Source organism: Pseudomonas sp. GXZC (genome assembly GCF_026967615.1).
GTDB lineage: Bacteria > Pseudomonadota > Gammaproteobacteria > Pseudomonadales > Pseudomonadaceae > Aquipseudomonas > Aquipseudomonas azotoformans_A.
In genome coordinates, this window is record NZ_CP114115.1 from 3,619,396 (window position 1) to 3,645,450 (window position 26,055).

17 protein-coding genes and 3 pseudogenes are annotated in these 26,055 nt (G+C 57.9%); 4 read left to right on the forward strand and 16 right to left on the reverse strand.

The window, feature by feature from the left end:
* The first annotated feature begins 97 nt into the window (after positions 1–97).
* Complete coding sequence (locus OZ428_RS16830; protein WP_442964802.1) at positions 98–997, forward strand: alpha/beta fold hydrolase; 900 nt, start codon at positions 98–100, stop codon at positions 995–997.
* A 103-nt stretch (positions 998–1,100) separates the two neighbouring features.
* Here OZ428_RS16830 and OZ428_RS16835 read toward each other — a convergent pair whose 3' ends face one another.
* Positions 1,101–1,970, reverse strand: coding sequence for an isocitrate lyase/PEP mutase family protein (locus OZ428_RS16835; protein WP_269130587.1), 870 nt, complete (start codon positions 1,968–1,970; stop codon positions 1,101–1,103).
* Positions 1,971–2,291: 321 nt separating this feature from the next.
* Between OZ428_RS16835 and OZ428_RS16840 the strand changes: the two genes are divergently transcribed.
* Positions 2,292–5,246 (forward strand): autotransporter outer membrane beta-barrel domain-containing protein, encoded by a 2,955-nt coding sequence (locus tag OZ428_RS16840; RefSeq protein ID WP_269130588.1) that lies wholly within the window; start codon positions 2,292–2,294, stop codon positions 5,244–5,246.
* Positions 5,247–5,318: 72 nt separating this feature from the next.
* On the opposite strand, the gene OZ428_RS16845 is transcribed toward OZ428_RS16840, so the two are convergent.
* Together OZ428_RS16845 and OZ428_RS16850 are read right to left on the reverse strand one after the other, a co-directional pair.
* A complete protein-coding gene (locus OZ428_RS16845; protein ID WP_269130589.1) occupies positions 5,319–10,760 on the reverse strand; it encodes a WGR domain-containing protein in 5,442 nt (1,813 codons plus the stop codon).
* Positions 10,748–11,950, reverse strand: coding sequence for a M48 family metalloprotease (locus OZ428_RS16850; RefSeq protein ID WP_269130590.1), 1,203 nt, complete (start codon positions 11,948–11,950; stop codon positions 10,748–10,750). The genes OZ428_RS16845 and OZ428_RS16850 overlap by 13 nt, the downstream gene beginning before the upstream one ends.
* 520 nt (positions 11,951–12,470) lie before the next feature.
* Here OZ428_RS16850 and OZ428_RS16855 point away from each other — a divergent pair.
* Positions 12,471–13,643, forward strand: coding sequence for a YobI family P-loop NTPase (locus tag OZ428_RS16855; RefSeq protein WP_269130591.1), 1,173 nt, complete (start codon positions 12,471–12,473; stop codon positions 13,641–13,643).
* Positions 13,644–13,675: 32 nt separating this feature from the next.
* On the opposite strand, the pseudogene OZ428_RS16860 reads toward OZ428_RS16855, so the two are convergent.
* The 7 genes and pseudogenes from OZ428_RS16860 to OZ428_RS16885 form a co-directional block, all read right to left on the reverse strand.
* Positions 13,676–14,266 (reverse strand): annotated as a pseudogene (locus OZ428_RS16860) (Tn3 family transposase); the annotation flags it as partial.
* A gap of 42 nt (positions 14,267–14,308) precedes the next feature.
* Positions 14,309–14,592 (reverse strand): annotated as a pseudogene (locus OZ428_RS34725) (DUF4158 domain-containing protein); the annotation flags it as partial.
* A 3-nt stretch (positions 14,593–14,595) separates the two neighbouring features.
* Positions 14,596–15,156 (reverse strand): recombinase family protein, encoded by a 561-nt coding sequence (locus tag OZ428_RS16865; RefSeq protein WP_009681541.1) that lies wholly within the window; start codon positions 15,154–15,156, stop codon positions 14,596–14,598.
* A gap of 294 nt (positions 15,157–15,450) precedes the next feature.
* Positions 15,451–16,017, reverse strand: coding sequence for an OsmC family protein (locus OZ428_RS16870; protein WP_004574805.1), 567 nt, complete (start codon positions 16,015–16,017; stop codon positions 15,451–15,453).
* A gap of 14 nt (positions 16,018–16,031) precedes the next feature.
* Positions 16,032–16,808 carry an SDR family NAD(P)-dependent oxidoreductase gene (locus OZ428_RS16875; RefSeq protein ID WP_004574804.1) on the reverse strand — a complete coding sequence of 259 codons (777 nt, stop codon included), beginning with the start codon at positions 16,806–16,808 and terminating at the stop codon, positions 16,032–16,034.
* Positions 16,809–16,867: 59 nt separating this feature from the next.
* Positions 16,868–17,452 (reverse strand): TetR/AcrR family transcriptional regulator, encoded by a 585-nt coding sequence (locus OZ428_RS16880; protein ID WP_004574803.1) that lies wholly within the window; start codon positions 17,450–17,452, stop codon positions 16,868–16,870.
* The gene (locus OZ428_RS16885) at positions 17,449–18,129 is read right to left on the reverse strand and encodes a cupin domain-containing protein (RefSeq protein ID WP_004574802.1); all 681 of its coding nucleotides are present in this window, start codon (positions 18,127–18,129) and stop codon (positions 17,449–17,451) included. The genes OZ428_RS16880 and OZ428_RS16885 overlap by 4 nt, the downstream gene beginning before the upstream one ends.
* A gap of 325 nt (positions 18,130–18,454) precedes the next feature.
* Here OZ428_RS16885 and OZ428_RS16890 point away from each other — a divergent pair, with 325 nt between their 5' ends.
* Positions 18,455–19,138, forward strand: coding sequence for a serine O-acetyltransferase (locus tag OZ428_RS16890; protein ID WP_009683812.1), 684 nt, complete (start codon positions 18,455–18,457; stop codon positions 19,136–19,138).
* Between the two features lie 5 nt (positions 19,139–19,143).
* Here OZ428_RS16890 and pabB read toward each other — a convergent pair whose 3' ends face one another.
* From pabB to OZ428_RS16920, 6 genes and pseudogenes are all read right to left on the reverse strand, one after another.
* Positions 19,144–20,487, reverse strand: a complete 1,344-nt coding sequence (gene pabB, locus OZ428_RS16895; RefSeq protein ID WP_009683813.1) for an aminodeoxychorismate synthase component I — start codon at positions 20,485–20,487, stop codon at positions 19,144–19,146.
* Between the two features lie 43 nt (positions 20,488–20,530).
* Positions 20,531–21,094, reverse strand: coding sequence for a 2-amino-4-hydroxy-6-hydroxymethyldihydropteridine diphosphokinase (gene folK, locus OZ428_RS16900; protein WP_009683814.1), 564 nt, complete (start codon positions 21,092–21,094; stop codon positions 20,531–20,533).
* A 95-nt stretch (positions 21,095–21,189) separates the two neighbouring features.
* Positions 21,190–22,537 (reverse strand): annotated as a pseudogene (locus OZ428_RS16905) (GntT/GntP/DsdX family permease).
* A 225-nt stretch (positions 22,538–22,762) separates the two neighbouring features.
* Entirely contained in the window at positions 22,763–23,659 is an 897-nt protein-coding gene (gene purU, locus OZ428_RS16910) for a formyltetrahydrofolate deformylase (protein WP_009683817.1), read from the reverse strand.
* An 11-nt stretch (positions 23,660–23,670) separates the two neighbouring features.
* A complete protein-coding gene (gene folD / locus OZ428_RS16915) occupies positions 23,671–24,573 on the reverse strand; it encodes a bifunctional methylenetetrahydrofolate dehydrogenase/methenyltetrahydrofolate cyclohydrolase FolD (RefSeq protein ID WP_029380372.1) in 903 nt (300 codons plus the stop codon).
* Between the two features lie 101 nt (positions 24,574–24,674).
* Positions 24,675–26,000, reverse strand: coding sequence for a D-serine ammonia-lyase (locus tag OZ428_RS16920; RefSeq protein ID WP_009683819.1), 1,326 nt, complete (start codon positions 25,998–26,000; stop codon positions 24,675–24,677).
* Positions 26,001–26,055 lie beyond the last annotated feature (55 nt).

Sequence of the window (26,055 nt, forward strand, 5' to 3'; positions counted from 1 at the left end):
CCTCAAAAAGTTGTCAATCAGTCGCAATTCATCATGAATCAGTTTGTTTCGCGGCGATAGCATCTGTCTGAGCTAATCGCCTGGAGCCTGCACCATCATGAATTACGCCTTTGTGTCCACACCGCTGTTGAACGTCGGTTATCTGGAATGGAACCCCGGCTCGAACAGAGTCGCCGTACTGGTGCATGGCTGGCCGGACAGTCCTGAAACCTGGATGCGCACCGCAACAGCCTTGGCCGATGCCGGCTTTCGTGTATTGGCGCCGGCACTGCGGGGGTTCGCGCCCACCACGTTCCGTGACCTCGACACACCACGCAGTGGCGCATTGGCAACCTTGGGGCTGGACCTGCTGGATTTCATCGACGCCCTGGATTTGCAGGCGCCCGTGCTGGTCGGCCATGACTGGGGAGCCAGGGCTGTTGCCAACGCCTGCGGGCTCCGGCCGGGTGTCGCTTCGGCCTTGGTGATGGTGTCGGTGGGCTACGGGACCAATGATCCTCATCAACCCATTTCCCTCCAGCAAGCGCGAAATTACTGGTATCACTGGTTCATGGCGACACCCAGGGGGCGCGAAACGGTTGAGCAGAACCGGCATGAATTCGCCCGCACTCTGTGGGAAACCTGGTCACCTGCCGGATGGTTTACGGAGGACGACTTCCAGACGGCCAGCCGTGCATTTGAAGGACCGGATTGGGCGGAGGTGGTGTTGCATTCCTACCGCCATCGATGGGGATTCGTTGACGGCGATGCGGTATCGGATGCCGCAGATTTGAAACTGATTCCAGCCCCAGTCCTGTCGCTACCAACCCTGGTCCTGCATGGCGGTGCCGATACGTGCAATCACCCAGACAGCTCCAAAGGCCGTGAAGCGTTCTTTTCCGGGCACTACGAACGGGTTGTTATCGAGGGGGTGGGGCATTTTCCACAGCGCGAGGCGCCTGAATTGATCGCCTATGAAATCTTGAGATTTCTGCAGCAAGCAGCCCGGGTCGCTTAAACCCTGCGGTTTTATTCAGTTTTGTTCCAGCGCCCCCGACAGCCATTGATCAACCGGGGCGTTGGAACTTTTTTTGCCAGCAAGGAAAGCGGAGCGGGGCGCTTTACTCTTTGACGTCCATGAACTCTTCAGCCCACGCCACGTAGTTTTCCGGCAAGGTGTAGGTGTGCGTCAACTCGGTGGCGCTGAGGTTATCAGTGCTGTGAGTCAATTGGCGTTGGGCACGCAGGCTGTCATAAGTCGCCTTGATCGCGGCAAAGTAAGCGCCGTGACCGGCAACCACCACACGCACGCCGAGACTTGCCAGGCGCTTGGCGTCATTGAGCTTGGGATTGCCGTAAGTCACCAGCATCAGTGGCACCGTCAGGTTCTCCGCGATCTTCTCCAGATGCTCGAAGTCCGCTACACCGACCATGCAAATCCCATCGGCGCCGGCTTTCTGATACGCCAGGGTGCGCTCGATGACGGCTTCGGTCGGCAACACACCGGCATTGGTCCGGGCAATGATCGACAGCTCAGGGTCAACACGGGCTTCCAGCGCGGCGCGGACCTTGCCGATGCCTTCTTCGATGGAGATCAGATCGGTGGACTTGCGGCCGAACTGCGCGGGCAGCAACGTGTCTTCAATGGTCAACGCGGCCACACCGGCACGCTCAAGCTCTTCGACGGTGCGCATCACGTTCAGCGCGTTACCGTAGCCGTGGTCGGCGTCGGCAATGAACGGCAGTTGGGCGACACGCCCGATACGGGTGGCTTGCTCAACGAACTCACTCAGGGTGATCAGCGCGAAATCGGGAGCTGCCAGTACCTGTAATGAGGCGACGGAGCCGCCCAGGATGCCAACCTCAAAACCCAGGTCAGCTGCGATACGCGCGGACATGGGGTCAAATACAGAAGCGGTTTCAACGCATGATGGCGTTGCGAGCAGTTCACGGAAATTGCGGCGCAGGGCTGTGTGAGACTTTTTTGGCATGATCTTTCCTGGTTGGAGCTATTGTCGACATACGATCAATGCCTATGGATAGGCGTGTGAGATTACCATGTAGGAAAACGCAGGATTATGACGTTTGAGAATGGGGTATGCGCAAAGCACATACTCCTCCATCTCGCATGACACTGTATCAGCACCCCTCCTGAACAGACCTATGCAAGATCCGTGTCGGAATTTTCCTACAAGTCAGGAGGAAATTTCCAGGTCTTCGCCTTACTCCTTCCTGTTTTCATCTCTCTTCAATGCGCTTCAAAACTCGATGTGCTGAAGCGTGCCGGGAAAGCACCCATTCGAAGAGAAAACATGAACTGCATCAGCCCCCAGCGTCTTGACCCCTCGGGCGTCAAACGCCCTGCGTTTCCACTCAAAGCCCTTTCTGCCAGCCTGCTCTGGGCGTTTTCTGCGCTGGGCCACGCGGCGGTCGTGACCGTTGACGGCACGACCTACAGCGGCACCGGTTCAAAAGCCGCAGCGGGTAACAATAACCCCGTGTTGCAGGTAATGAATGGGGGCGACGCAACCTGGACCAGCGGTGTACTCGCTGCCTCGGGCACAGGTCTGGGCACCGTCCTGGTGCAAAGCAATTCCACCTTGAACCTGATCGATACGAGGTTGACCTCCCTGCAGGCCAATACACCGGGGTTGCTGGTCTCCGGCGCGTCACAGGTCAACATCACCAATGCTCAAGTCTTTGCACTGGGCAACAGCATTGCGATGAATGTCACCGAGGGCAGCGAGCTGCATGGCACAGGGCTGACCATCAGAAGTGGCGGTACTGGCCTGCGAGTGAATGACTCCCAGGTCGACATCAGCAATCTCGACATCGCGACCACGGGTGTGAACGGGGTGGGTCTTCTGACCGGCGCGAACAGCACCGTGAACGTCAACGCAGGCATCATCGACACGACCAACTCCGGCGCGCATGGGATCTACACCTCGGCGGGCGGGACGGTGACAGGGGCCAACATGGCTATCACCACCTCGGGTGCCAACAGTCGTGGAGTATTTGCCACCGGTGCAGGCTCTCGCGTCAGCCTGGAGGGCGGCAGCATCACCACCAGCGGGACAAACGGCTATGGCGTCCAGGCAACGTCAGGGGCAACCGTCGACATCCAGAATATGGACATCACCACAACACGTGCGGGCCTGCCAGGCAGTGGGGGAGGCGCCGCTGTATTCGTGGATCTTGGGGGCACGGTGAATCTTGAGTCGGCCAACCTGACTGCGGCACAAGTTGCCATGTGGATCCGGCAAGGCACCGTCAACGCCAATAACGTGTACCTGACCCAAACCGGGGGTGATCGCCCGGTGATCTGGGGCTTTTCCGGATCGCAGCTGAACCTGACCAACAGCGAGATCAACCTGGCGATGCCGGGGGGTTCAGCCATTTACAACGACGCGGGCCGGGTGTCGCTCGACACTGTGCGCATCCAGGGTGAGCAGGGTGGCGTCGGCATTGTGACCCGGTATGGCGGCACAACCGTGGGCAATAACGTTGATATCGTCATCAATGGCGGCGATACCGGCCTCAATACCGGCCTGCGCGTCAGTGATGGATCGAGCAATTCCACAGCGAGCCTGACGAATTCCCGTGTGGTGGTGAATGGCGCCAATGCCACCGCACTGTCGAGCGCCACATCCGGCCTGCAAAGAATCCAGCTGCAAAACACGCAGGTGAGCTCCGACAACATTGCAATCAAAGCCAATGACAGCAGCGCCTTCGATGTCACCGCTGAGGGTTCTACCCTCGAAGGCAAAACCCTGATGGCCGGGGGAACCGCCGCGGGGGGCGGCCAGCGGGTCGCGCGTGTCACACTTGACGCCAGCGGCGGCTCCCGCCTCAAAGGCGACGTGGTCATCGAACGGGACTACACCGTCGACAGCCGCTTGGCCCTCAACGCCTCAAGTTGGGAAGGCGCCTCTTCGGGTTTGCACAGCCTGACACTCAGCAGCGGCAGTGCGTGGACGATGACTGGCGACTCTTCGCTTGGCTCGCTGTCGCTGCAAGACAGCCGTGTCAACGTTGATCACAGCGATGGTCAGTTCAAGACCCTGACCATTGGCGACTTGAGCGGCAATGGCAGTTTCCTGCTCAACGCTGACCTGTCGACCCTGCAAAGCGACTTGCTCAAGGTTGAAGGTCAATTCGAAGGCGAACACACATTGTTCGTCGCCGATTCAGGGCATGAAGCCCAAGGCGGCGCCCTGATGCTGGTGGACACCCATGGCGGCACAGGCAAGTTCGACCTGCACGGCGGCGCCGTTGACGTGGGCGCTTTGCGCTACCAACTTGAGCAGCGCGGTGATGACTGGTATCTGGCGGGTATGGCCCGTGGCACCGAGAGCCTGAGCAAAGGCGCCAATGCTGCCGTCGCGCAGCACGCAGCGTCCGGCGCACTGATCGGCGCGCAAATGAATGCCTTGGTCAAGCGTCTGGGCGAGCTGCGCATGGGCGAGGATGACGGAGGCCTGTGGACACGTGGTTTCAGCAAGGAGCAACAGATTGACACGGGCTCGAGTCGCGCCTTCAAGCAGCAGGTCAACGGTTTCGAGATCGGCGCCGACAAGGCCATTGCGTTTTACAACGGTAAGCTCTACCTCGGTGGCATGGCCGGTAAAGGTGAGGCTCGCCAGGACTTCGGCGAAGGCGGCAAAGGCACCACCGACAGCGCCATGCTCGGCAGCTACGCCACCTATGTTGACCAAAGCGGGGTGTACGTCGACAGCGTGTTGAAATACACCCACTTGGACAACAAGGTCGACATCACCAGCAACACGGGCGAAAAGGTCGATGCCAAGTACAAAAACCATGCCGTGGCGGTTGATGTTGAAATCGGCAAGCAACTCCAGCTGGGACAAGGCTGGTTCGTCGAACCGCAACTGGAAGTGCAGGCGTTCCGTATCAGCAGTGGCAATTACAACGCCAGCAACGGCCTCAACGTCGAGCAGGACGCCGTGACCTCCGTTCAGAGCCGCGTGGGCAGCCTGTTCGGCCGTAACCTGAAGCTGGATAACGGCATGACGGTGCAGCCTTATGCCAAGGCCTCATGGATCACTGAGCACGCCGGTGACAGCCACGTGAAGGTCAACGGCACACGCCTGGACAGCAACCTGCCGGGGTCTCGCGCAGAAATCGGTGGCGGGGTCATCCTGCAGACCGCGAAGCAGCACAAGTTCTTTATCGATGCCGAATACAGCAAAGGCGACGGCATCGAGCAGCCGTATGCGGTCAACGTCGGCTATCGCTACCTGTGGTAAGCGTTTGAGGTGAGACGACAAAGCCCGCATCTAGGATGCGGGCTTTGTGGTTTGTGGCTCAGGTATGACGGTTCAGCCCGTCTGCTCCTGATAGCCTTTGCGCAGCTTCTCCTCGATCAGCTTTTGCGCCTCACGCAGCGCGCGCTCGGGGCTGTCGAGGGATTTGATCAGGGTCTGACCCTTGGTGCCGATACGGCCAAAATGCACCGTCACCTCGGCTTCTGCGACGCCAATACGCCAGAACTTGTTGGAGTTGCCTTCACCGAAGGTGAACTCGCGCATCAAGGGTGTCGCTTCAGCGGTGACAGGCGGCTCAGCCTCGATCTCGACGCTTTCCTCTACCTGTTCCGGTTCTGGCAGCGCAGGGGCTTCCTCACCTCGCAGGAGCGATTCGATGCGATTGAGTACGTCCTCCGGATCGCGCAGCCAGTCATGGCTAAGCACGTCGATGATCTTCCAGCCGAAACTGCGCAGCACCGTCGGGCGGAAGATGTAGCGCTCACGCACGTCCGTGGCCGCTGCGGTGTCGCCGTCCAGCAGTACGCCGAGGCTGAAGTGTTCGCCGCTGGCGTCACTGATCGCGAGGTCACAGCGGAACTGCGAACGCCCGACATACTCCTGGACCGAATGCCCGCGTTTGCGCAACGCGGCGGCGAGGGCGCTGCGCAGGTGGTCCTTGGGCAGGCTGACGGCAAAGGATTGCTTGGCGCCTGGGTTGAGGTTGGCGAGGATGCCTTGGGAGCGCGGCGCATCCCCAGTGGCACTGGCCTGGGCAAACTGCAGGAACGCGCGCAGTGCAGCGGCACCATCGTTGTGGGTGTTGGTGATGGCCTCGGACTCAATGCTGGAGACGATCGCCATGCGCTTGCGGGCGCGACTGAAGATCACATTCAGGCGTTTTTCCCCACCACGCTGGTTGATCGGGCCGAAGTTCATCAGCATCTTGCCGTTCGGCCCTGGCGCGTAGCAGATGCTCAGAATGATCACATCACGCTCGTCCCCTTGGACGTTTTCCAGGTTCTTGACGAAAAGGCCATTGAATTGCCCGGCATCTTCACGCACATACTCGCGCTCAAGCCGTGTGGCAAAGGCCGAGTCGCTGCTAGCCAAGTCTTCCAACGCCTGCTCGATGGCGCCTTGCTGGGCCTCTGAAAACGCCACGATGCCCAGGCTCAGGCCGGTCTCGCGTTGCAGCAGTTCACGCACCAGGTTGGCGATATAGCGTGCTTCGGCCAGGTTGCTGCGGCTGAGATAGACACCGTCGCTCATCTTCAAGAAGCTGATCGGGCTTTCCAACAGCGTGTCGGCACCTTGGATCACGGCCTCGGTATCCGAGGAGTCCAGCGCGGCGTGGGCCGGGGCAGGGCGCTCGATACGACGGTCGGGAATGGTGATCAACCGCCCTTCATAGAACGCTGCGTTGGAGAAACTGATCAAGGCTTCGTGGCGGCTGCGATAGTGCCACGCCAGCAGGGTCGCCGGCAGGTTACGCGCGGCTTGGCTGAGCAGGCTGTCGGCATCCAGGTTGATAGCGATCTGTTCGCCGTCCTCCATGGCAATCAGTTCGTTATCGTCCTGGTCGCCGGCACTGGAGAAGAAGTTGGTCGGTGGCAACTGCATCTCGTCACCCACCACAATCACCTGCTGCGCACGGCTCAGGGCCGGCACGGCTTCTTCGCTGGGGATCTGGCTGGCTTCGTCGAAAATCACCACGTCAAACAGGTCCGGCGTCAATGGCAGGGTGTCGGACACCGACAGCGGACTCATCAACCAGATGGGCTTGAGGTCGTTGATCACCCGGCCACTGTCACCACTGGCCATTTCACGAATGGAGCGATAGCGCATGGTCTTGCCCAGCTCATGCTCCAGTTCACGGCGACCCTTGGCGTAGGCCTTCTTGAACTCGCGCGCCTGGGCGTCCAGTTGCGTCACCGACATCGCCGACTGCTTCACATGCTCCAGAAAACGCTGGTGCAGCGTCGCGCTGAGCACGTGAGCGTTGCTTTTGAGCAGGTTGCTTTCTGCCTGGCTGACCTGGCGCGCGGCCAAACTCAAGGCCGGGCCATCGAAGCGGGCCAGCTGTGGGTTGGCGCGGTACAGGCGGGTCAGGTTTTCCTGGGCAATCAAGCCGTCCAGTGCACGTTGCGCCAAGGCGTACTGTTGCACGACCGCGAGGCAGACAGGATTGGCCTGGTGCAGCTCATTGAGCAGGGGCAGGGTATCGGGCAGTTCGTCGAGTTCTTCACGCAGATCGCGCAGGTATTCCGCCAACTCGCCCAGGCTCGGCGCGGGGTCGAACACACAATGTTGCGCGACCAGCTCGGCCAGGCGTGCCAACGGCTGACGCAGGCTGGCTTCCTGGCGCACGCCGGGGAGGGCGCCCGGGTTACCCCGCAGGCTTTCGATCCACTGGCGCAACAGCGGTGATGCGCTGAGTTGCTGGAGCAGGGCCTGCAGGTTGTGTACGAACAGGTCGATGTCCGGGATGCCATAGCGGCCTTGCAAGCGTTGCTGCTCGGCGTGCAACTCGGCCGTGGCGCGGTGCTCGCCCGCCAGGTTGTCGAGCACACTGCGCAAACTCGGGCGAATCGCGTGCTGGCTGAAGTCGTAGCGTCGTTGCAATTCACCGCGCAGCCGCCACCAGGCGGGTTGCAGCCAACGCAGCGGCGAGCTTTCCAACCGCTGTACCAGCTCAAGGGCCGCCTGGGTGTCTTGCGGCGCCAGTTTTTCACGCCAGTGGTGGGTGGATTCGCGGGCGTTGTGTTGCTGCACGGCCAGTGCCTGCAACGCCGCTTGTTCGGCATGCAGCGCTTGAGAGCCTGATGAGCCTGGCTCCAGCAGATCGAGGTGCGCGGCCAGGTTGGCGCTGGTCAGTTGTTCGGCGGCCTGGGTCAGTACGCACGCATCTGCCAGGCGAGTATTCCCGGACAGTAGGCTCGACGATGACTCCAGAAACAGTTCGACACTGTCCATCAACCCACTGGCTTCATCCAGGAATGCCTTGAGTTGACCATACGCATGTTCATGGGTAATCAGGCTTGAGGCCAAGCGGCTGAAAGGATGCCGTGCAAAGCTGTCAAGGCCGAAACGTTCTTTGATCGCCTGATACACGCGGCCGGTCAGCTCGCTTTGGGCCTGCCAATGACGCCACTCGGGCAGACGCTCCAAGGCTTCGGGTGGTAGCTTGGCAACCACGGGCGGCAGCTCGATCAGATGACGCACCAGCTCGCGTACCGAGCATGCCAAGGACTCCGGCACGCCTGTCATGGCCTGTTCAAAACGCTCGATCAAGCCCAGCTGTTGGCTCAGGCCGGCCAGTAAGGTGTCGCGCCGCGCTTGCAACTGCGGCGACTGGGCATCACCGGCGATCCAACGCTCATAGCACTCGCGCAGGTTACCCACGAAGGCTTTCTTATCGGTCTGGGAGTCATGGATCAAGCAGCACAAGTCGCCCAGTTCACTTTGTTGCAGGCGATGGAATACCACGTCCAGCGCCGCACGTTTCTCACAGACAAACAGCACTCGCAGGCCGCGACCGGCGTAGTCCGCGATCAGGTTGGTGATGGTCTGGGATTTGCCCGTGCCCGGCGGTCCCTGAATAATGAAGTTGCGCCCAGTGCGGGCCAGGCTGACGGCAGCATTTTGTGTCGCGTCGCCGGCCACCACGTTCCACTGTTCGGGTAGTGGGATAGCGTCGGGGGCCTGGACCTCGACATCGCGAGGTTCGATGGAAAACATCCGGTCAAACGCTTCGTTCTGCGCCGGTTCGTCGATCAACTGGGCATAGTCACGCACCAGCGACATCTTGCGATAGTTGAAGTTGGCCAGGGTCACCTGGGTCAGGTCGATGTCCCAGGCGTAGCGATGCCCCTGGTTCTCGGGCAGAGCGAAGGTGCTGTTTTCGGCGCTGCTCGCAACCATCTGAGGATGTTGATTGCGCAGCACAGGTTTGGCGCCTACGGCCAGGCGCAGCGGCAATTCGCTGGGCAGGACCTTCTGTTGGAACCATTGCAGGCCCAGCGGACGGAAATCTTCGCGGTCGTAGCTGAAATCCGGTTTCACCAAAGGCATCGCCGAGCGCTGGCGGGCACGACGGCGCTGGAAGTGGTGCAGATGCTGCACGGCCTTTTGGTGGATCAATTCGATTTGCGGTTTGCTTTGCAGGCGTAACTCGACGCCGGGTTCGGTCAGTTTGATCTGGCGCGCAATATCGGCGTGGATGTCTTCCAGCGAAGTCTTTTGCAGGTCGACGGTTTCCGGCAACTGGATATCGTAGAGCTGACGCAGTTGATGGCGCAGGACCGGGTTGAATTCGGCCTCGGTTTCGTCGCACTGCAACACGAACTGGTCACGCACGCCTTTTTTGCGACTCAACTCCACTGGAAGCCACAGTAGCGGGGTGACGATGCGTTCTTCCGGCGTGTCCTTGAGGTTGTGCCAGCGCATGAAGGCCACCACCAGGCGCAGGTTGCTGAAGCCAAACTCGGCACGGTCGCGCCGGGTTTCCTGGATGATGCGCTCCAGCGACGCCTGCAACCAAGTCTGATCTTCAAAGCGCAGCCACTGTTGCAGGCCAACGGGCTTGCCGCTCAGCACTTGTTCGGAGAACCCGCCGAAGGTCGGCTGCCAGGTGCACAGCGCTTCGGGCCGGATGCTTTCAATACGCATCACCAACGGCACGCTGGCCACGGTCAAGTTGACGTTGGCCTGGGTCGGCCGGAAATACAGCAGGCGATTGCGCCGCGAAAGGTCAAACAAGCGGTTGCGCAGATGTTCCAGCACCACCGTACGCCGCGATGCCGGGCCTTCAGCCTGGGCCAGCACACGCTCGACATCCAGGCTGGCCGGCTGTTCGCGCCAGGACTCGAGGCGCCGCGCCAGCGAGCCCACATCCGTGGCACGTTCGTGGCGGTTGAGCTCCGTCATCTCGACGATCAGGTTGGCCAGCACCGGGTTGAGCCGGCCATTGAGCTGGAACAGATTGCGACGGTGCCGGGCAAACGTCTTGAGGTCATTGATATCGGTGAAATCCAACCCGCACGCCAGGCACGCCAGCAACTGGCCGAGCTGGAATATGTCGGTGATCTCATCGTGGTGCCCGAGACGATGCTCCCAACTGTGCAGGTCCGGAAGGAACACCGGGTGGTCGATGGCTTGATGCAGATCCTCCTGGACTTGCAGGTCGGTAATGGCCACGCCACTTTCCGAATCCCGGGTCAGGCGGACTTTGCCGACGACGTTCAGCGCCGATTCCGGATTGGGCTGCACCTGCTTGATCGCTTCCAGCGCCAGCCGTGGCGGCACGCCTTCAGGGTAACGCAGTTGCAGCGTGCGTTCCGGCCCTTGCATCACATCGAGATAACTGAGCTGGGCGACACGTCCCAGCTCGTGCAGCTGTGCCACCTCACGCAGCAGTGGCAGCGCCAGGAACAACACATCGTCGATGGGCACGGCGGCGCCATCGTGGCTCTGCAGTAATTGAGTGAACGTGACGGGTTGGATTACTGGGTCCATGTGTCGACCTCCGCTTTGAGCGCGCGAACGAGCGGGTCGAGCTCACGTTTGGGTAGTTTGATATCGCGCTTGAGCACGCTGATAAAGTCATCGGCGCTGCCGAGTTTCTTCGCGGTGCGCGCGGCGTGCAGCAGAGCCTCATCCCGCAAGTCGCGGTCCACCAGGCTCAGGTCGAGCATGATGAAGTGCAGGTATTCATGGATGCTGGTGTCGATGCGCTCGGCATTCAACGTCGTCAGGTCGAGCGGCGTTTCGTTGTCTTTCCAGTCCGGGAAAAAACCACGTACTTGATTGAGCACAACCTCGGATTGCAACACCGGTGAGCCGATGAAATGGGCCATAAAGCCGCGGGTGAGGGCGGTCAACTCGACCTGGTCGGTCACATCCAGACGATTGAGCGACAAGGGCCCGCGCAACCGGCGATCCAGCCAGTTATCCGTCTGCGGGAGTTGCTGCCACCAGCTGTCCACCGCCTGGGAGCGCAAAAACGTCTCCGGATGGGAGACGCCCTGGGACAGCTGGGCATCCTTACCATCCAGCTCGCGGGCCTGCTTCAAGTAACTGGCCGCATCGACGCTGACGATGCCGGTGTGAATCTTGACCAGCGAGGTAATCGACGCCTCTGACCCATTGGCCACCAGTGCCGCGCCGCGGTCGGCATAGATTTCGGTGTGCAGGCTATATAGACGTGCAGTCTGTTCCAGGCTGGGCGGCGTATTCACATCGGCCATGGCGTGATTGAGAATCCGCTCGGCGGTGAGAAAGTCACCACCGTGCTCCGACCACAGCCGGTAATGAGCCAGCTCATGCCCGAGCAATGCCAGCAGTTCCTGGGCATCCAGACGCTCAAGAATCGGCCCATAAAACACCACATGCACTTCATCGGCCAGGTAATACAGGCTCGCGTTCATCGCACCGTCGCCAGCCTGGTAAAGGGTGGCGGGTGCCTTGATCTGCAAACACTGCAATGCGGTTTCACAGGCCTGATAAGCCTGCGGATGGGTCTCGGGGCTCAAGCGATAAGTGTCTCGCAGCAATTGCGCACGTACATCCTGGGCGTGTTCCTCCTGAACGCCCAAGGACGAGGCCCATTCCCACACGGCAGGTTCATGGGCTTTCAGGTAGTCGACCACACGCTGGTGGTAAGGCAATGGCGTCAGGCTGCTGATATCCAGCGCAGGGGTACTCATCGTGTTCAAACGTCCTTGAGAGGATACGGCTCCATACACTGCGTGGGCAGCAGAGAACTGGGCTGGCATCCCGGTATCAGTGATCGGCAATAAACGCGGAGCATACCTAGGGGTGGGGGAAATTACTTGTGAAAGTGCATGGGTTAAACGCGTGGCGGGTACTGGGCGTGTGGGAGCAGAGTCGGCGCAATCTTAATACACGATTTAACAAGTGGGCGATGTCGAATGTTCATAAGCGCCACAAAAGCGCTCAATTACTAGCTCAATGCTCCTGAAATGAATGCATCTGTTCATCGATTGGTGTTCATAGATCTAGCTTTCCCGTCGTTAGTCTCGTCGCCCATCCGTCCGGATGGTTCAGGTATGTTCCACTTCAGCGCTTACGTGGTGTTTCGCGACCGAATATGGCATATAGCCTCTATGGATTTTGTTGCAGCGCCAAAGCTGCATCGACTGGACTATTAGCGGTCATTCGCCTGCTCAGCGGGACACGGAAGGCCATTGCATGAGATCGGGGTAGATGCTGGGAGCTATCAAAAGTCGTCTAGGCTTGGCGTGGGAAGCGCTTGTGGTTGGAGGGAGAGCCGCGTGGAGGGTGCTTTCTACCCGTCACCAGGGGGACAGCGTTGACCCCTTCTTTGAGCCCTTGACTCCCGTCATTGTGACGGATGGCCGATCGGCCCGGTATGAGCGTGAGCTGCTACATGCACTAGAAAACCCCGATGTTCTGAACATCGCGCTCACAGGTAGCTATGGCGCGGGCAAGAGCAGCGTGCTGAAGACGTTCTTCAGCAATCATCCACAGTTCAACCACACCTATGTGTCTCTAGCAACCTTCAGCAAACCCACCTTGGGTTTGACACCTCAGCCGAGTGGTCAACCTTCCAACCTTGACTCGGAACCTGAGGGCCCGGCTGTTACTGGGGGCGAGCACACACCAGGCGATGTCGACCTGGTCAATCGCATTGAAGAGACCATCGTCCAGCAACTGCTCTACGCGGTGCCCGCAGCGAAAGTGCCCAAGACTCGCCTGAAGCGGATAGCCCAGGCCTCAACCTTCAGTATCAGCATGCGCACCCTCGGGTTTACTCTACTTGCCGTCTGCGCCTTGAGGCTCTATGTACCCAAGCTTGCGATGATAAAAACCGTGTCGCTGGAATGGCTGATCAAGGGATTGATGGTTCTTCCCGACTCTGCAGCATTGGCTGGTGTGGCCATTGGTGCTGTCTATCTGTTGTATTCGGGGTTGAGGTTCATGTCCCTGTTCACCATCGATGGCCTGACCCTCAAGGGAGGCAAGCTTGAGGCGACTCATCATGGATCGGTGCTTCATAAAAACGTCGATGAGATCATCTATTGCTTCGAGCGCAGTGATATCAACGTAGTAGTCATTGAAGACCTGGATCGTTTCGACATCCAGGACATCTTCTTCAGGCTGAGAGAGATCAACTTCATCATCCAGCGATCACCTCAGATCAGACGTTCTGTCCATTTCGTCTATGCCATCCGTGATGAGCTGTTCACTGTTACGGACAAGACGAAATTCTTCGACCTCATCATCCCCATCATCCCTGTGATCAACTCCGAGAACTCCAGGGAAAAGCTGGTCGAGCTCATGAAGGCGCGCCAGCTGGCCGGCAAACCGCTCGATGATGGATTGAATCTCAAACTCATAGAGACGGTGTGCTACTAGGGGCGAATAGAGAAAACGGAAAAAATCGTACGCTAGGGTTTTCCGGGCAGCCTTAGCGGCCGAAACTTCCCGTCCTCCAGCCTGCGGCTCTGCCGCCAGACGTAATTGCCGGTCAGGTTGATGTGTTCCCAGCCCAGCGGCGACAGGTATTGCAGCAGCTCGCCGTCCACCGGTTTGCCGGCCTCGACCAACCCCTGGGTGGCGCGCTCCAGGTACACCGTGTTCCACAGCACGATGGCGGCCGTCACCAGGTTGAGACCGCTGGCCCGGTAGCGCTGTTGCTCGAAACTCCGATCCCTGATTTCCCCAAGGCGGTTGAAGAACACCGCCCTGGCCAGGGAGTTGCGTGCTTCACCCTTGTTCAGACCGGCATGCACGCGGCGGCGCAGTTCGACGCTCTGCAACCAGTCGAGGATGAACAGCGTGCGCTCGATCCGGCCCAGCTCGCGCAGGGCCACGGCCAGGCCGTTCTGGCGTGGATAGCTGCCGAGCTTGCGCAGCATCAGCGAGGCGGTGACGGTGCCCTGCTTGATCGAGCTGGCCTAGCGCAGGATGTCATCCCAGTGGGCGCGGACGTGCTTAATGTTCAGGGTGCCGCCGATCAGCGGGCGCAGCGTCGGGTAGGTGCGCAGTTCCTGGGCGTGCTCGCGGCGAGTCACGTCTCGCTCGCCGTACTTCGGCCAACTCGCCGGGTCGGCCTGAACTTGCTTGGCCACCCATAAGATGACCGGCTCGGGCGGCTCGCTGTCGGTGCCCAACGCATAGCCGGGGTAGCGCAGCAGGCTGAGCTGCACCGCGAAGCCAAGGCGGTTGGCGTCGCGCGTCGCTGGCGGATCAGCGACAGGTCGGAGTCGTTGAAGGTGTAGTAGCGGATCAGGTCATCCTGGCTTTCCGGTAGCGCAAGCAAGGTGTCGCGCTCGGTGGCCGAGAGGATCGAGCGACGCGGCATAAATCAGTCGTCCGTGCGGAGGTACTGGTAGAGGGTTTCACGGCTGATGCCGAACTCGCGGGCGAGCTGCGCCTTCGGCTCGCCGGCAGCGGCCCGCTTCCGCAACGTGATGGCTTGCTCGTCGGAGAGAGCTTTCTTGCGGCCACGGTACGCGCCGCGCTGCTTGGCCAGGGCGATGCCCTCGCGCTGCCGCTCGCGGATCAGGGCGCGCTCGAACTCGGCGAAGGCCCCCATCACCGACAGCATCAGGTTGGCCATCGGCGAGTCCTCGCCGGTGAAGACCAGCCCCTCCTTCAAGAACTCGATCCGCACGCCACGCTGGGTCAGCTTCTGCACCAGGCGGCGCAGGTCATCGAGGTTGCGGGCCAGGCGATCCATGCTGTGCACTACCACGGTGTCCCCTTCGCGGACGAAGCTCAGCAGCGCTTCGAGCTGGGGGCGCTGGGTGTCCTTGCCCGAGGCCTTGTCGGTGAACACCTTGCTCACCTCGGTCTGCTCCAGCTGGCGTTCCGGGTTCTGGTCGAAGCTGCTGACCCGGACGTAACCGATGCGTTGTCCCTGCAAGATGCCTCCATGGGCTGGATGGGCGGCAGGGCTTACGTTGGTTTTTGGTTCCATTGCACCCGAAGCCTTGAATTTATCAGGCTGAAATCTAAGACCTTGGCAAGCATGTGTCAAAGAATGTGAAAGCGGACTCTATTCTGACGGCGCGGCACGGGCATGCCTGACATCCGGTTAGGGTATACCTCAAATTGACACTGCGTATTCCAGAGAACGTGATGACGGAAGGTTGAACCTTCCGTCATAGCGCATCTGGTTTGGCCTCCCGTCAGCCAACCACGGGAAACACTGACTCGATCATTGGAGAATGGTCAGCTTGGCCTTGAGATCAATGGCTCTCGCGAAGTTGTGGTAATTCGGCGATGTTCGCTGCACCTGCGCGTGCAATGCTTTCAGCGCCGCCGAATCCGCCGACGACTCCATTTCGACCTCATACTCGACCTGGTCGTACCCTGGATTGATCCCAGGATCGATTCCAAGAAAACCTCTCAGATCGAGGCTTCCCTTCGTGCGGATAGTCAGCGATTGCAACTCGATGTTCATTGCCGCCGCATTTGCCGCGTAGGTTGCAGTCATGCATGCGTTCAACGCAGCCAGGATCAATTCTTGTGGATTAGCGGCCGTGTCGGTACCGAGCAATTCTGCCGGTTCGTCCGCGTCGATGACAAAGCCGCGCGCCAAGGCCGTGTCACCTAGTACGAGCGGCATGGTTCGCGCACGCGTCCGGGTGCCACCCTCCCAGGTTGTCACGACGCCGAACGTCGCGATGCCTGCGGCGGGCTTTGCTGCGACCTGATCTGCAAACTCACGCAATGCGCCGACGTTGATCCCGTTGCCGGGAGTTCCTTTAATGTTTGTGTTCATTTCTCGTTCCCCCATTATGTGTTACGCCCGGCCATCACGCCGCCGTCAACGTCCCAGATTGCGCCCGTCACCCATGCTGCCTTGTCCGACAACAGGAAGAGGATGACCTCGGCGACGTCTTGTGGCGTCCCAACCCTGCCGATTGGGTGGAAGCTGTTGAATCCCTGTAAGGCGCCATGAACCTCGGCCTTGGGTATGAATCCCTCGTAAATCGGCGTTTCGACAACCGCCGGAGAAACGGCATTGACCCTGATTTGTTTGGATGCCAGCTCCATCGCAAGGTGCTGGGTCAGCGAATGCAAACCTGCTTTTGCCATCGAATACGCGGACGACGGCGTAGCCGCAATCGCCTGCTTGCCCCACATCGAGCCGATGTTCACAATGGCGCCGGGACGCTCGCTGGCCACGAGATTGGCCACGACTTTTTGTGTGATGAAGAAGAACGCTTTATTCAACGTCAAATATTGTTCGTAATCACTTTCCGTGTGCTCAAGAAACGCCTTCGGGAAGAACACCCCAGCCGCGTTGACCAGAAGATTGATGTCCTTGTGGTGTTCATCGATGGTATGCAGGAGTCGCTTCACATCTTCGGCTCGCGAGAGATCGGCAGTCAGGGCGGTCACGGTGCCCAACGACGACAGCGCCTTGCGGGCCTCTTCGGCCTTGTCTTCACGGTGACCGACGATGACGACGCTTCCGCCTTGCTCAAGAACCATGCGGGCAGTTTGCAGTCCCATCCCGCTAGTGCCGCCGATGACCAACAACTTCTTGCCATTAAATTCAGTACTCATAATAATCTCCTTAACTACCAACTAAATGGTAGGGTTGTGTTGCAAAAAAAGTGCCGACCTCAGGTCAACACGGTGGAAAGAAAAGTGTTTCCAACTTCGGCCGGTCCGCGTGACGACCGCATGCCACGGCCCACCATCATCGAGCCTTCCAACGCGCACAAGAATGCCTCTGCGAGAGCCTCTGGGGTGGAATTCGAGGTGATCAGCGCGGCACGCTGACCATCGGCAACGACAAGAGTCAACCAGTCGAGATTGACTTTAAAGAATCGCTCGACCTCGCTCACAACGGCGTCCGGCAGCGAGTCCGACTCGGCACCCAACATGCCGCAGACACAAAGGCGCCGGTCCTTGGCGAAGGTGCGTTCGAAAAGTGCCGCATACGCAGTTAGCCTGTCAGGCGCTTTCGCATGCTGCCCTTCGATGCTCAGCAACTCCTCACGAAACCGGTGCGTGTAGCGCTGTGCGACCACGGCCACGAGTTCACCCTTCTTGGGAAAGTGGTGGTGGATACTTGGTTTTTTGATGCCTACCAACTGGGCCACGTCGTCGTATGAGAAGCCGTTGTAGCCGTGCTGCTGTACCAACCCTTCAGCGGCATCGACCACCCGCTCGGCGGTCGGCGAGATTTCGGAGAAATGCTTCATGCAAGCGCCTCATTTGATTCGGCGACTGGCAGGTGGCCTGTCTTGACCAGGATGGTGCAGCCTGTATTGCTGAAGGGACGGTGAGCACTCAAATGCGGACTGCGCATCCATGTGCCGGTAGGGTAGCTTCCGAACTCATCCTCAAAGACGCCTTCCAACACATAGATTTCTTCACCGCCGTAGTGACGATGCGAATTGAATCGTGTCCCCGGGGCCCAGCGCACCAAAGCCGTATGTTGTGTGTCGAACTCAGAAAGTGGCATCACCGACAGACCCGGCACGAGGCCTGGAAACCAGGGGCCGTTACGGGTGTCGACCACGGTGCGTTGGCTGTCGGCTAGATCAAGATGGCGCAGCTTGACGAACAACGTGCAACCCGTCGCGGAGCTCGGTGCATGCGAAGAACCTGGTGGATTCTTGATGTAAGTCCCAGGCCCGAAGGTCCCGGATTCGTCGCTGAATTCGCCGTCCAGGACCAGAATCTCCTCGCCCAAGTCGTGCTTATGATTTTCAAAAGCGGAGCCCGGCGCGTATCGCACGATCGAGGTGGCACGCGCCACTTCGTCGCCATCACGCTCCAGTAACTGGCGTTGAATCCCGGTCGCTGGCGAATCGACCCACTGTAAGCTTGAAGGCTCGACGACAACACGCTGCGAAAGATCTGAATTGAGTTTCATGGCTTTATTTCATCTACCGACTACTTGGTAGGTAAGTTATAAGATCCCGATTTGTTTGTCAAATAGCTTTCGCCATTTTCTTTCATCCATTGAAAAAACAATGAATTGGTTACAAGAACTCGCGAAGCTTAGCGTACGATTTTTTCCGAATTCTCTATCGTCCCCTTAATGCTTCAAAATTACTCATCAGCGTAAGGCTTGGGTAGGTTCCTCCTTTTGGTAAGCTATTCTTACCTAATGCTTAAGGAACCTTAAGCTATACTGTTGTGGAACTACGTGCCACATTAACTCATCATCTCCTTGATTCTGAAATTCATGAGGCCACATGAGCAAGGTATGGCGTTCGCTCAGGCAACAAGCTGAGCAGTTTGCGGGCTGGAACCCCGTTATGCGATGGAATGTGGAGTACCGCGTTCTCGAACATGACTGCTTCGAGGCAGCTCTGGGCGCCAATCTCGGGTTCAGCTTGAGGCACCTGGGCGGAGACAAGCTGCAGGCCTGGCTGACGGCGCTGCTCCGCTCTGAGCCGGCAATCGCTGTGCAGTCTGCAGCTGATCTCGAGCGTTTCGTAAAAGATGATCCGTCCTGTGTCGATCACTATGTCGCGCTGTCCTCCTGTGCAGGCTTCCAGGCTCTGCAGCTCTATCGCATCAGTCATATGCTCTGGCTCAATCTCGAACACCACAACGCCATGATGTTGAAGAACTGGGCTGCTCAGGTGTGGGGAATCGATATTCATCCTGGCGCGGAGATCGGCAAAGGTGTAGTTGTCCGCCATGGCCAAGGCTTGGTGATTGATGACGGTGTGGTGATCGAAGACGATGTCACGCTTTGGAATGCGGTTAGCGTCCTTCGCAGCCCTGTAGGGGCATGCAAAAGCCCGGTGTTGAAGCGGGGCGTCACTGTTCACGCTCAGTCAGTGTTGTGTGGAGGCGTGATCGTCAAGAAGGGCGTCACGTTGCCGGAGTGCACCCTGTTCACTGAATCTGTTGCTGATGTCGTGAACTAGGTTGATTACGGTAGAAAGTAGCTCTCCAGGCACTTCAGGAGGTTTCGGATCTTCGTCACGGACTCTAGATACTCACCCTGGGCGGTCGACTCGGCCACTATCCCTCCACCACCCCAGCAACTGATCGTCCCACTGTTGGCGAGCAGTGTCCGGATGGTGATCGAGCTGTCCATATGGCCGGCTGTGTCGAGATAGAACATAGAGCCGCAGTAGATGCTGCGCTCAGTCGCTTCCAGCTCATCGATGATTTGCATGGCGCGCTTCTTCGGTGCACCCGTGATCGATCCACCGGGGAACGCATCGAACAGCAGGTTTATCGGATCTCTGCCCTCGGCTAGCTCGCCCTGGATAGTGCTGACCAGGTGATGAACGTTTGGGTATGACTCGATGCTGAACAGCTCAGGGACGCTGACTGAGCCGGATCTGCAGTTCTTCCCGATGTCGTTACGAAGCAGGTCAACGATCATCAGGTTTTCAGACCTATCTTTTTCGCTGGCTGCCAGTTTTTCTGCGTAGTGTTGGTCTTCAGCGCTTGTCCGGCCCCTAGGCATCGTGCCCTTGATAGGTCGAGTTTCAACCCGCCCATTGATGCTCTGAATGAAGCGCTCGGGTGAAAAACTCATTATGGCGTCATGCTGACCCAGGTTGATGTAGCCACCGAAAGGGGTTGCGCAATGGTTTCGGAGGATTTCATAGGCGCGCCATGGATTGCCCGAATAGCTGGTAAAGAACTTCTGTGTGAAATTCACTTGGTAGCAGTCACCCGCTGCGATGTAGTCATGGATGCTGGAGATGGCATTTTCGTAAGCGTTGTAGGTAACGGTCGGAGTAAACTTGGCGCCCAATGTGAAAGGCTCGTCTGTTTTCCTTGTCGTGCCCGATTGAAACAGCGAAATGATGCTTTTGCGTTCCTGGTTATTTACAGCCGGATTGAAGATCAGTCGTGATTGGCGCGTTTGATGGTCTGATACTAGGGCCCAGGTGTATAGACCGATAAGGGCAGTTGGGATCTGCACCCTCTCCGACGGCTTGAGACCAATCACTGCTCGGCCAAAGTCATAGCTGAGATACCCCATGAGGCCGCCCGTGAATGGCAACTCTTCATCTGGGCGCCTATGCCCGAGGCTCTTGAGCGCAGCCCGTAAACGCTCTGCGAATGCTGCTGAAGACTCACCTTCATACGGTTGAAAGCTTCTGATCGGCCAGGCGCTCATCAGATCGTAGCGGCCTCGTTGGGACGTTGGGCGACCAGAGTCAAAGAGAACAGCCCCAGGGGCATTACGGATAACTGCGAAAAAGACGGTGGGGTCTGCCAAGTAAGGGAGAGGATGCACGTGAAAAGGCTGCATACAAGGCTCCAGCGAGTTCAAGACGTGTGGATCGTTGATCGGGCTATATCGCTGCGAGCTGGCAGGGATCACCCGGTAGCGGAAATCTCCCGGCTTGCACTGTAAGAGCAAACGAGCTGACACCGAAGGGATAACGTACAGATGACAGCTGAGGCCCTGGCTGCAACTGACGCCACAACTCGGCGAATGAAATGCCGAGGCCTGGGTGCTTGAGGTGTGGGGCCAGTTGCTGCAACGGATAGAGCACGAACGCCCGGTCGAGAATTTCTGCTCTGGGGAGCTCTATCCCCTCATGGAGGCCCGCGAGGTCATCAAACAGCAAGATATCGATATCAAGGGGAATGAAGCGTTGAGTGCTGCTGGTTCGCCCATGAAGGAGTTCGATGTCTTTGATCCACGCGTTGAGTTCGGCCAGGCTGAGGTCGGTACTGCCCCCTACGACCAGGTTGTAAAACGGGGATTGTCGAGGGTCTATCGAGGCGCTTTCATAGATAGGCGAACGGCGCAGAGGGTCGATGTGTTCTTCAAGCATCGACAGGGCCATATCAATGTGGATTTCCCGCTCTACATTGCTGCCAAGGCCGAGATAAACATAATGTGTTGGCATAGTTTCAATTCACCAGGTGCTTACCTATTTGACGTCCATTCCGCTTGGCGTCAAATAGGTTGGGAAAGGAGGCCGTCAATGGCAAATGGCTAAAGTCAACCTAGGAAGTAATTCAGTATCAGGGTGGCCAGGAGTGCAACGAGGGAGGCAACAACGGTTCCTCCGGTAAACTTCTTGAGTGCCTCCGACAGCGAGACATTCAAATACTCCTTCACGACCCAGAATGCCGAGTCGGTGACGTGTGCCCAGCCTATGGAGCCGGCGCCAATAGCGACGACCAAGATTTCCGGTTTCAGGTGAGGGTCAGCGGCCAGCATTGGGTTGATCATGCTCGCAGCGCTTACCATGGCCACAGTTGCCGAGCCCACGGCGAAGTGCATCAGCCATGCGATGAACCATGCCAGGATGATCAGGTTGATATCAGTGCCGGCCAGCATGTTCGAAATCGCTTTACCAACGCCGCTCTCGATAAGGACGGCGTTGAAAGCCCCGCCGGCGCCGATCACGAAGATGATGTTTGCAAGCGCTGGGAAACCGCGTTGGGTAATCTCTAGCAGTTGCTGCATGGTGCGGCCTTGGCGCAAGCCAAGAGACCAGTAGGCAAAGGCGACGGAGATCATCAGGGCGGTCAGTGGGTTGCCCACAAACTGCGCGACATGCTGTACCAGAGAGTCAGCCGGTAGGCCAGCAGCAGCGGTTTTGAAGACCATCAGGATCAGTGGCAAGGCGATGGTCATCAGCGTAATGCCGATGCCTGGGAGTGCCCGTTCAGCAGGCAAGTGCTTTCCGTGCGACTCCAAGAAGCTTTGCTGCTTTTCGCTCGCTGCTTTTCCGCAGAACAGACTCACCCAGATGGGCCCGGCAATGATCATGGTCGGAATGCCGACCATAAGGCCGTAAAGAATCACGGTACCTACATCGGCATGTAGCATACCAGTGATGGCCATGGCAGCCGGGTGGGGGGGGGAGGATGCAGTGGATGGTCATCAGAGAGATGGCCAGTGGGATCCCAAGAAACATCAAGTTGATCTTGGTTTCGCGGGCCACCACATACACCAAAGGTATGAGAAGTACGAATCCAACCTCGAAGAACACAGGAATGCCAGCGATAGCGCCGACGATAGCCATGACCCAGTGGGCCCGTGTTGATCCCAAGTTGTCGAGAAGAGTCTTGGCCAGCCGCTCGGCCCCGCCTGACTCCTCAAGCATTTTGCCCAAGATGCCGCCGAGCCCGATGATGGCGATCAGGAACCCAAGGGTTCCGCCTATTCCCGACTCCAGTGATTTGACGATTTGAGTTGCCGGCATGCCGGAGCCGAAGCCGACGACAAAGCACGCGATTATCAACGCCAAGAAAGCGTGAAGTCGTACTTTCATGATCAAGAAGATGATCAGTGCAATGGAGGAAAACAGAACTCCTAACAGCCAAGTTGTATCTTGCATTTCTATGCCTCGCACCTTGTTTTCTTTATTTGGGCAGCTATAAATGAGATAGGTAAAGTGCCGAAGCTTTATTGATTAGGCATGGCTTACTTCAACTTGCAATTTCAATTTTTACGAGTAGGAATACCCCCTTGGGTTGACGTCCAAGAGGGTACAAGTCACCTACACCAATTTTTGATCAAACACTTAGGTACTATGGCGAAACGAGCGCGGGACGCGCTCATCTCAACCGATAGACTCAGAGGAGTACGAATCAGGCGACGGCGGGAACACAATCGTCTTGTTCTCGTTCATGAACACACGCCCGTGCACGTAGGCATGAATGGCCCGTGCCAGCACCTGGCTTTCTACGTCTCGACCCAAGGAGACATAGTCTTCTGGGCTTTGCGCATGGGTGATTCGAACAATGTCTTGCTCGATGATGGGGCCTTCATCCAGGTCGGCGGTGACGAAGTGAGAGGTTGCACCGATCAACTTCACGCCTCGCTCGAAGGCTTGCTTGTAGGGGCTGCCGCCTTTGAACGACGGGAGGAACGAGTGATGGATGTTGATGATCCGCCCCGACATCTGCTGGCACATTTCGTCAGACAGAATCTGCATGTAACGGGCGAGTACGATCAGCTCTGCACCCGCCTCGCGGACGATGCGCATCTGTGCTGCTTCAGCTTCAGCCTTGTTCTCCTTGGTCACCTTAATATGGTGGTAGGGAATACCATGCCCTTCGACCACCTTTTGGAAATCCAGGTGGTTGGAGATCACACCGACAATATCGATTGGCAGGGCGCCGATGCCCCAGCGATACAGCAGGTCGTTCAGGCAATGGCCGAAACGGGAAACCATCAGAATGACTTTGCGCTTGGCGCGCTCATCGAAGAATTCGAACTCCATCTTGTATTTATCAACAAGGGGTTGGAACTCTTTTCTCAGATCTTCAAGCGACTGGCCTTCTTCCGAACGGAAGGTAATACGCATGAAGTAGTGGTTGGTGCTCTCATCGTCGAACTGTGCGCTGTCGCGGATGTTGCAGCCGCGAGAAGACAAGAAGCTGGTGATGTCAGCTGTGACGCCACGGATCGAAGGGCAAGTTACTCGCAGTACATAATTATTTTTAGTCTTGGTCATTTGGGATCACCTTAAACAGCAACAGCTTCTTTTTTGGTTACGATTTTGTGCTGACGCTTGAACGCGGTCACAGTGTTGGCCAGCAGGCACGCAATGGTCATCGGGCCAACACCGCCTGGTACTGGTGTAATCGCCGATGCATGCCCTGCTTCGTCATATGCAACATCGCCGACGATGCGCGACCGGCCATCACGTTCAATGCGGTTGATACCTACGTCGATAACGACAGCGCCTGGCTTGATCCAATCGCCTTTCACCATCTCAGGCCGCCCTACCGCTACCACCAAAATGTCGGCAGTTCGGCACAACGCAGGGACATCTCGCGTTTTGGAGTGCGCGACGGTCACGGTGCAGTTCTCGGCCATCAGCAGCTGGGCCATTGGCTTACCAACAATGTTTGATTTGCCGACAACTACAGCATTCATTCCGGCCAAGCTGCCCAAACGGTCTTTCAGCATCATCAAGCAGCCCAGCGGGGTGCAGGGAACCAAGGCGTCTTGGCCTGTGGCCAAACGGCCAGCGTTCAGGATGTGAAAACCATCCACATCTTTGTCTGCATCAATGGCATTGATAACCGCGTTGGTATCAAGGTGTGCAGGAAGAGGTAGTTGCACGAGAATGCCATTAACTTCCGGAGCGGCATTCAGCTCGTCCAAGAGACCCATTAGCTCAGCTTGGGTTGTATCAGCGGGCAGCCTATGAACGAACGACTGCATACCGATGGCCAATGTCTGGCGGTGTTTGGCACTTACATAAACGCCACTTGCTGGATCCTCGCCAACAAGTACAACAGCCAGGCCAGGAATGAGTCCTGTTTGCTCTTTAATCTCGGTTACTTCTTCCGTAAGTTTGTCCACGAGATTGGCTGCAAAGCCTTTCCCGTCGATACGGTCGGCCAAGAATTGATTGTTCATGAAACTAACACCTCAACGTCATTGACTGGCGTGATTGGTTTTCATTGGCGCAAATTTGAGGAGTGGGGGTGTTGTTTGCCACCCCCTTTAGAGCTCTGGTCTTATTTGACCAGTAAAGCTCCGCGCGCCATGAATTCCTTGAATTGCTCTTCAGGAACGAAAGCGCCACCAGTTGTCCAAATGACGTGTGTTGCCTGAGCGAGTTTATTGCTCAGTCCGTGAGCTTCTTGATAAGCACGACCTTGATTGCTGTTCACGATGAACTCTGGGCCGGCAAAGCCTGCAGTAGCTGATGGCTCAAGGCGAATTGCTTGAGTGGTTTGCGCCTTCCAGAGCCAGCGGAACAAGTCGTCGTCGTCGACAGTGAAAACGCCGGACAGCATTGGCTTCATGACATCCGCTACGAACTCCGACATACGGGCAACCGCCATACCGTCTGCTTCAGTTCGGTTAGTCAGGCCAACGTCATACACCGAAATCAGCTCTTTAGAACCGCTCATCATGTGAACCATGGCACATGGAGACTGAACCGGCTCAACAAAGAAAGCGTGAGCGGCATCGCCGAAAATAGCTTTCAGTCCGTATGCCGCGCCACCGGGTGCACCGCCAATACCGCATGGCAGGTAGATGAACAATGGATGGTCTTCATCGATGGTGACCCCCTGCTCTTTGAGCTGCACTGCCAGCTCGCTGGCAGCAGCGCTGTAACCGAAGAACAGCATTTCCGAGCGCTCATCATCCACGAAGTAGATGCTTGGATCGCCCTCTGCATCAATGCGAGCGTGTTCGACTGCAGTGGTATAGTCGGCCTTGTGCTGCACGACCTCCACGCCCAGGCGTGTGAGCCGATCAACTTTCCATTGTTTGGCGTCCGACGACATGTGCACCACTGCTCGGAAGCCCAGAGCGCGAGCGGCAATACCAACGCTCAGCCCCAGATTACCTGTGCTGCCCACGGCAATGGTGTGCTGGGCAAAAAGAGCGCGGGCCTGCTCTCCCACCAGGACGGTAATATCGCCACCAGGAGTCAGGATGCCGCGCTTTTCAGCCATCTTCTTGGCGTGCATAAAGACTTCATAAACGCCACCACGTGCTTTGATCGAACCCGCGACGGGCAAGTCCCCGTCTGCCTTGACGAAGACACGACCGTATTCCGAAGTGCCATACCCGAGAGCACCACGCAGATCTTCGGCTTCGATCAGCTTGGACTGGATCCGGCCCTTCGATGCCTTGAGTTCGGGGAAGCACGTCTCCAGCACTGGCGCCAGCAGCTGCCAGTTTTCTTCGGCCTCTTTAACTTGAGCAGCCCGGATCGGCAGCGATTGGTCAGCAATGCCGTTGGCTTTCAGGTTCGGGTTTAGCCAAAGCGCAGGTCGGCCAGCCAGGACATCGTCACGCGCTGGATCATTGGGAAGTTGAACGCTCATTTTTATTTTCCTACAGCGTGGAGTGAGGCGGATGGTCTAGGCATCCGCCATGTAC

Coding starts and splice junctions, on each gene's coding strand:
- OZ428_RS16830 (WP_442964802.1), top strand. CDS start 98: ATGAATTACGCCTTTGTGTCCACACCGCTGTTGAACGTCGGTTATCTG.
- OZ428_RS16835 (WP_269130587.1), bottom strand. CDS start 1,970: ATGCCAAAAAAGTCTCACACAGCCCTGCGCCGCAATTTCCGTGAACTG.
- OZ428_RS16840 (WP_269130588.1), top strand. CDS start 2,292: ATGAACTGCATCAGCCCCCAGCGTCTTGACCCCTCGGGCGTCAAACGC.
- OZ428_RS16845 (WP_269130589.1), bottom strand. CDS start 10,760: ATGGACCCAGTAATCCAACCCGTCACGTTCACTCAATTACTGCAGAGC.
- OZ428_RS16850 (WP_269130590.1), bottom strand. CDS start 11,950: ATGAGTACCCCTGCGCTGGATATCAGCAGCCTGACGCCATTGCCTTAC.
- OZ428_RS16855 (WP_269130591.1), top strand. CDS start 12,471: ATGCTGGGAGCTATCAAAAGTCGTCTAGGCTTGGCGTGGGAAGCGCTT.
- OZ428_RS16870 (WP_004574805.1), bottom strand. CDS start 16,017: ATGAACACAAACATTAAAGGAACTCCCGGCAACGGGATCAACGTCGGC.
- OZ428_RS16875 (WP_004574804.1), bottom strand. CDS start 16,808: ATGAGTACTGAATTTAATGGCAAGAAGTTGTTGGTCATCGGCGGCACT.
- OZ428_RS16880 (WP_004574803.1), bottom strand. CDS start 17,452: ATGAAGCATTTCTCCGAAATCTCGCCGACCGCCGAGCGGGTGGTCGAT.
- OZ428_RS16885 (WP_004574802.1), bottom strand. CDS start 18,129: ATGAAACTCAATTCAGATCTTTCGCAGCGTGTTGTCGTCGAGCCTTCA.
- OZ428_RS16890 (WP_009683812.1), top strand. CDS start 18,455: ATGAGCAAGGTATGGCGTTCGCTCAGGCAACAAGCTGAGCAGTTTGCG.
- pabB (WP_009683813.1), bottom strand. CDS start 20,487: ATGCAGCCTTTTCACGTGCATCCTCTCCCTTACTTGGCAGACCCCACC.
- folK (WP_009683814.1), bottom strand. CDS start 21,094: ATGCCAACACATTATGTTTATCTCGGCCTTGGCAGCAATGTAGAGCGG.
- purU (WP_009683817.1), bottom strand. CDS start 23,659: ATGACCAAGACTAAAAATAATTATGTACTGCGAGTAACTTGCCCTTCG.
- folD (WP_029380372.1), bottom strand. CDS start 24,573: ATGAACAATCAATTCTTGGCCGACCGTATCGACGGGAAAGGCTTTGCA.
- OZ428_RS16920 (WP_009683819.1), bottom strand. CDS start 26,000: ATGAGCGTTCAACTTCCCAATGATCCAGCGCGTGACGATGTCCTGGCT.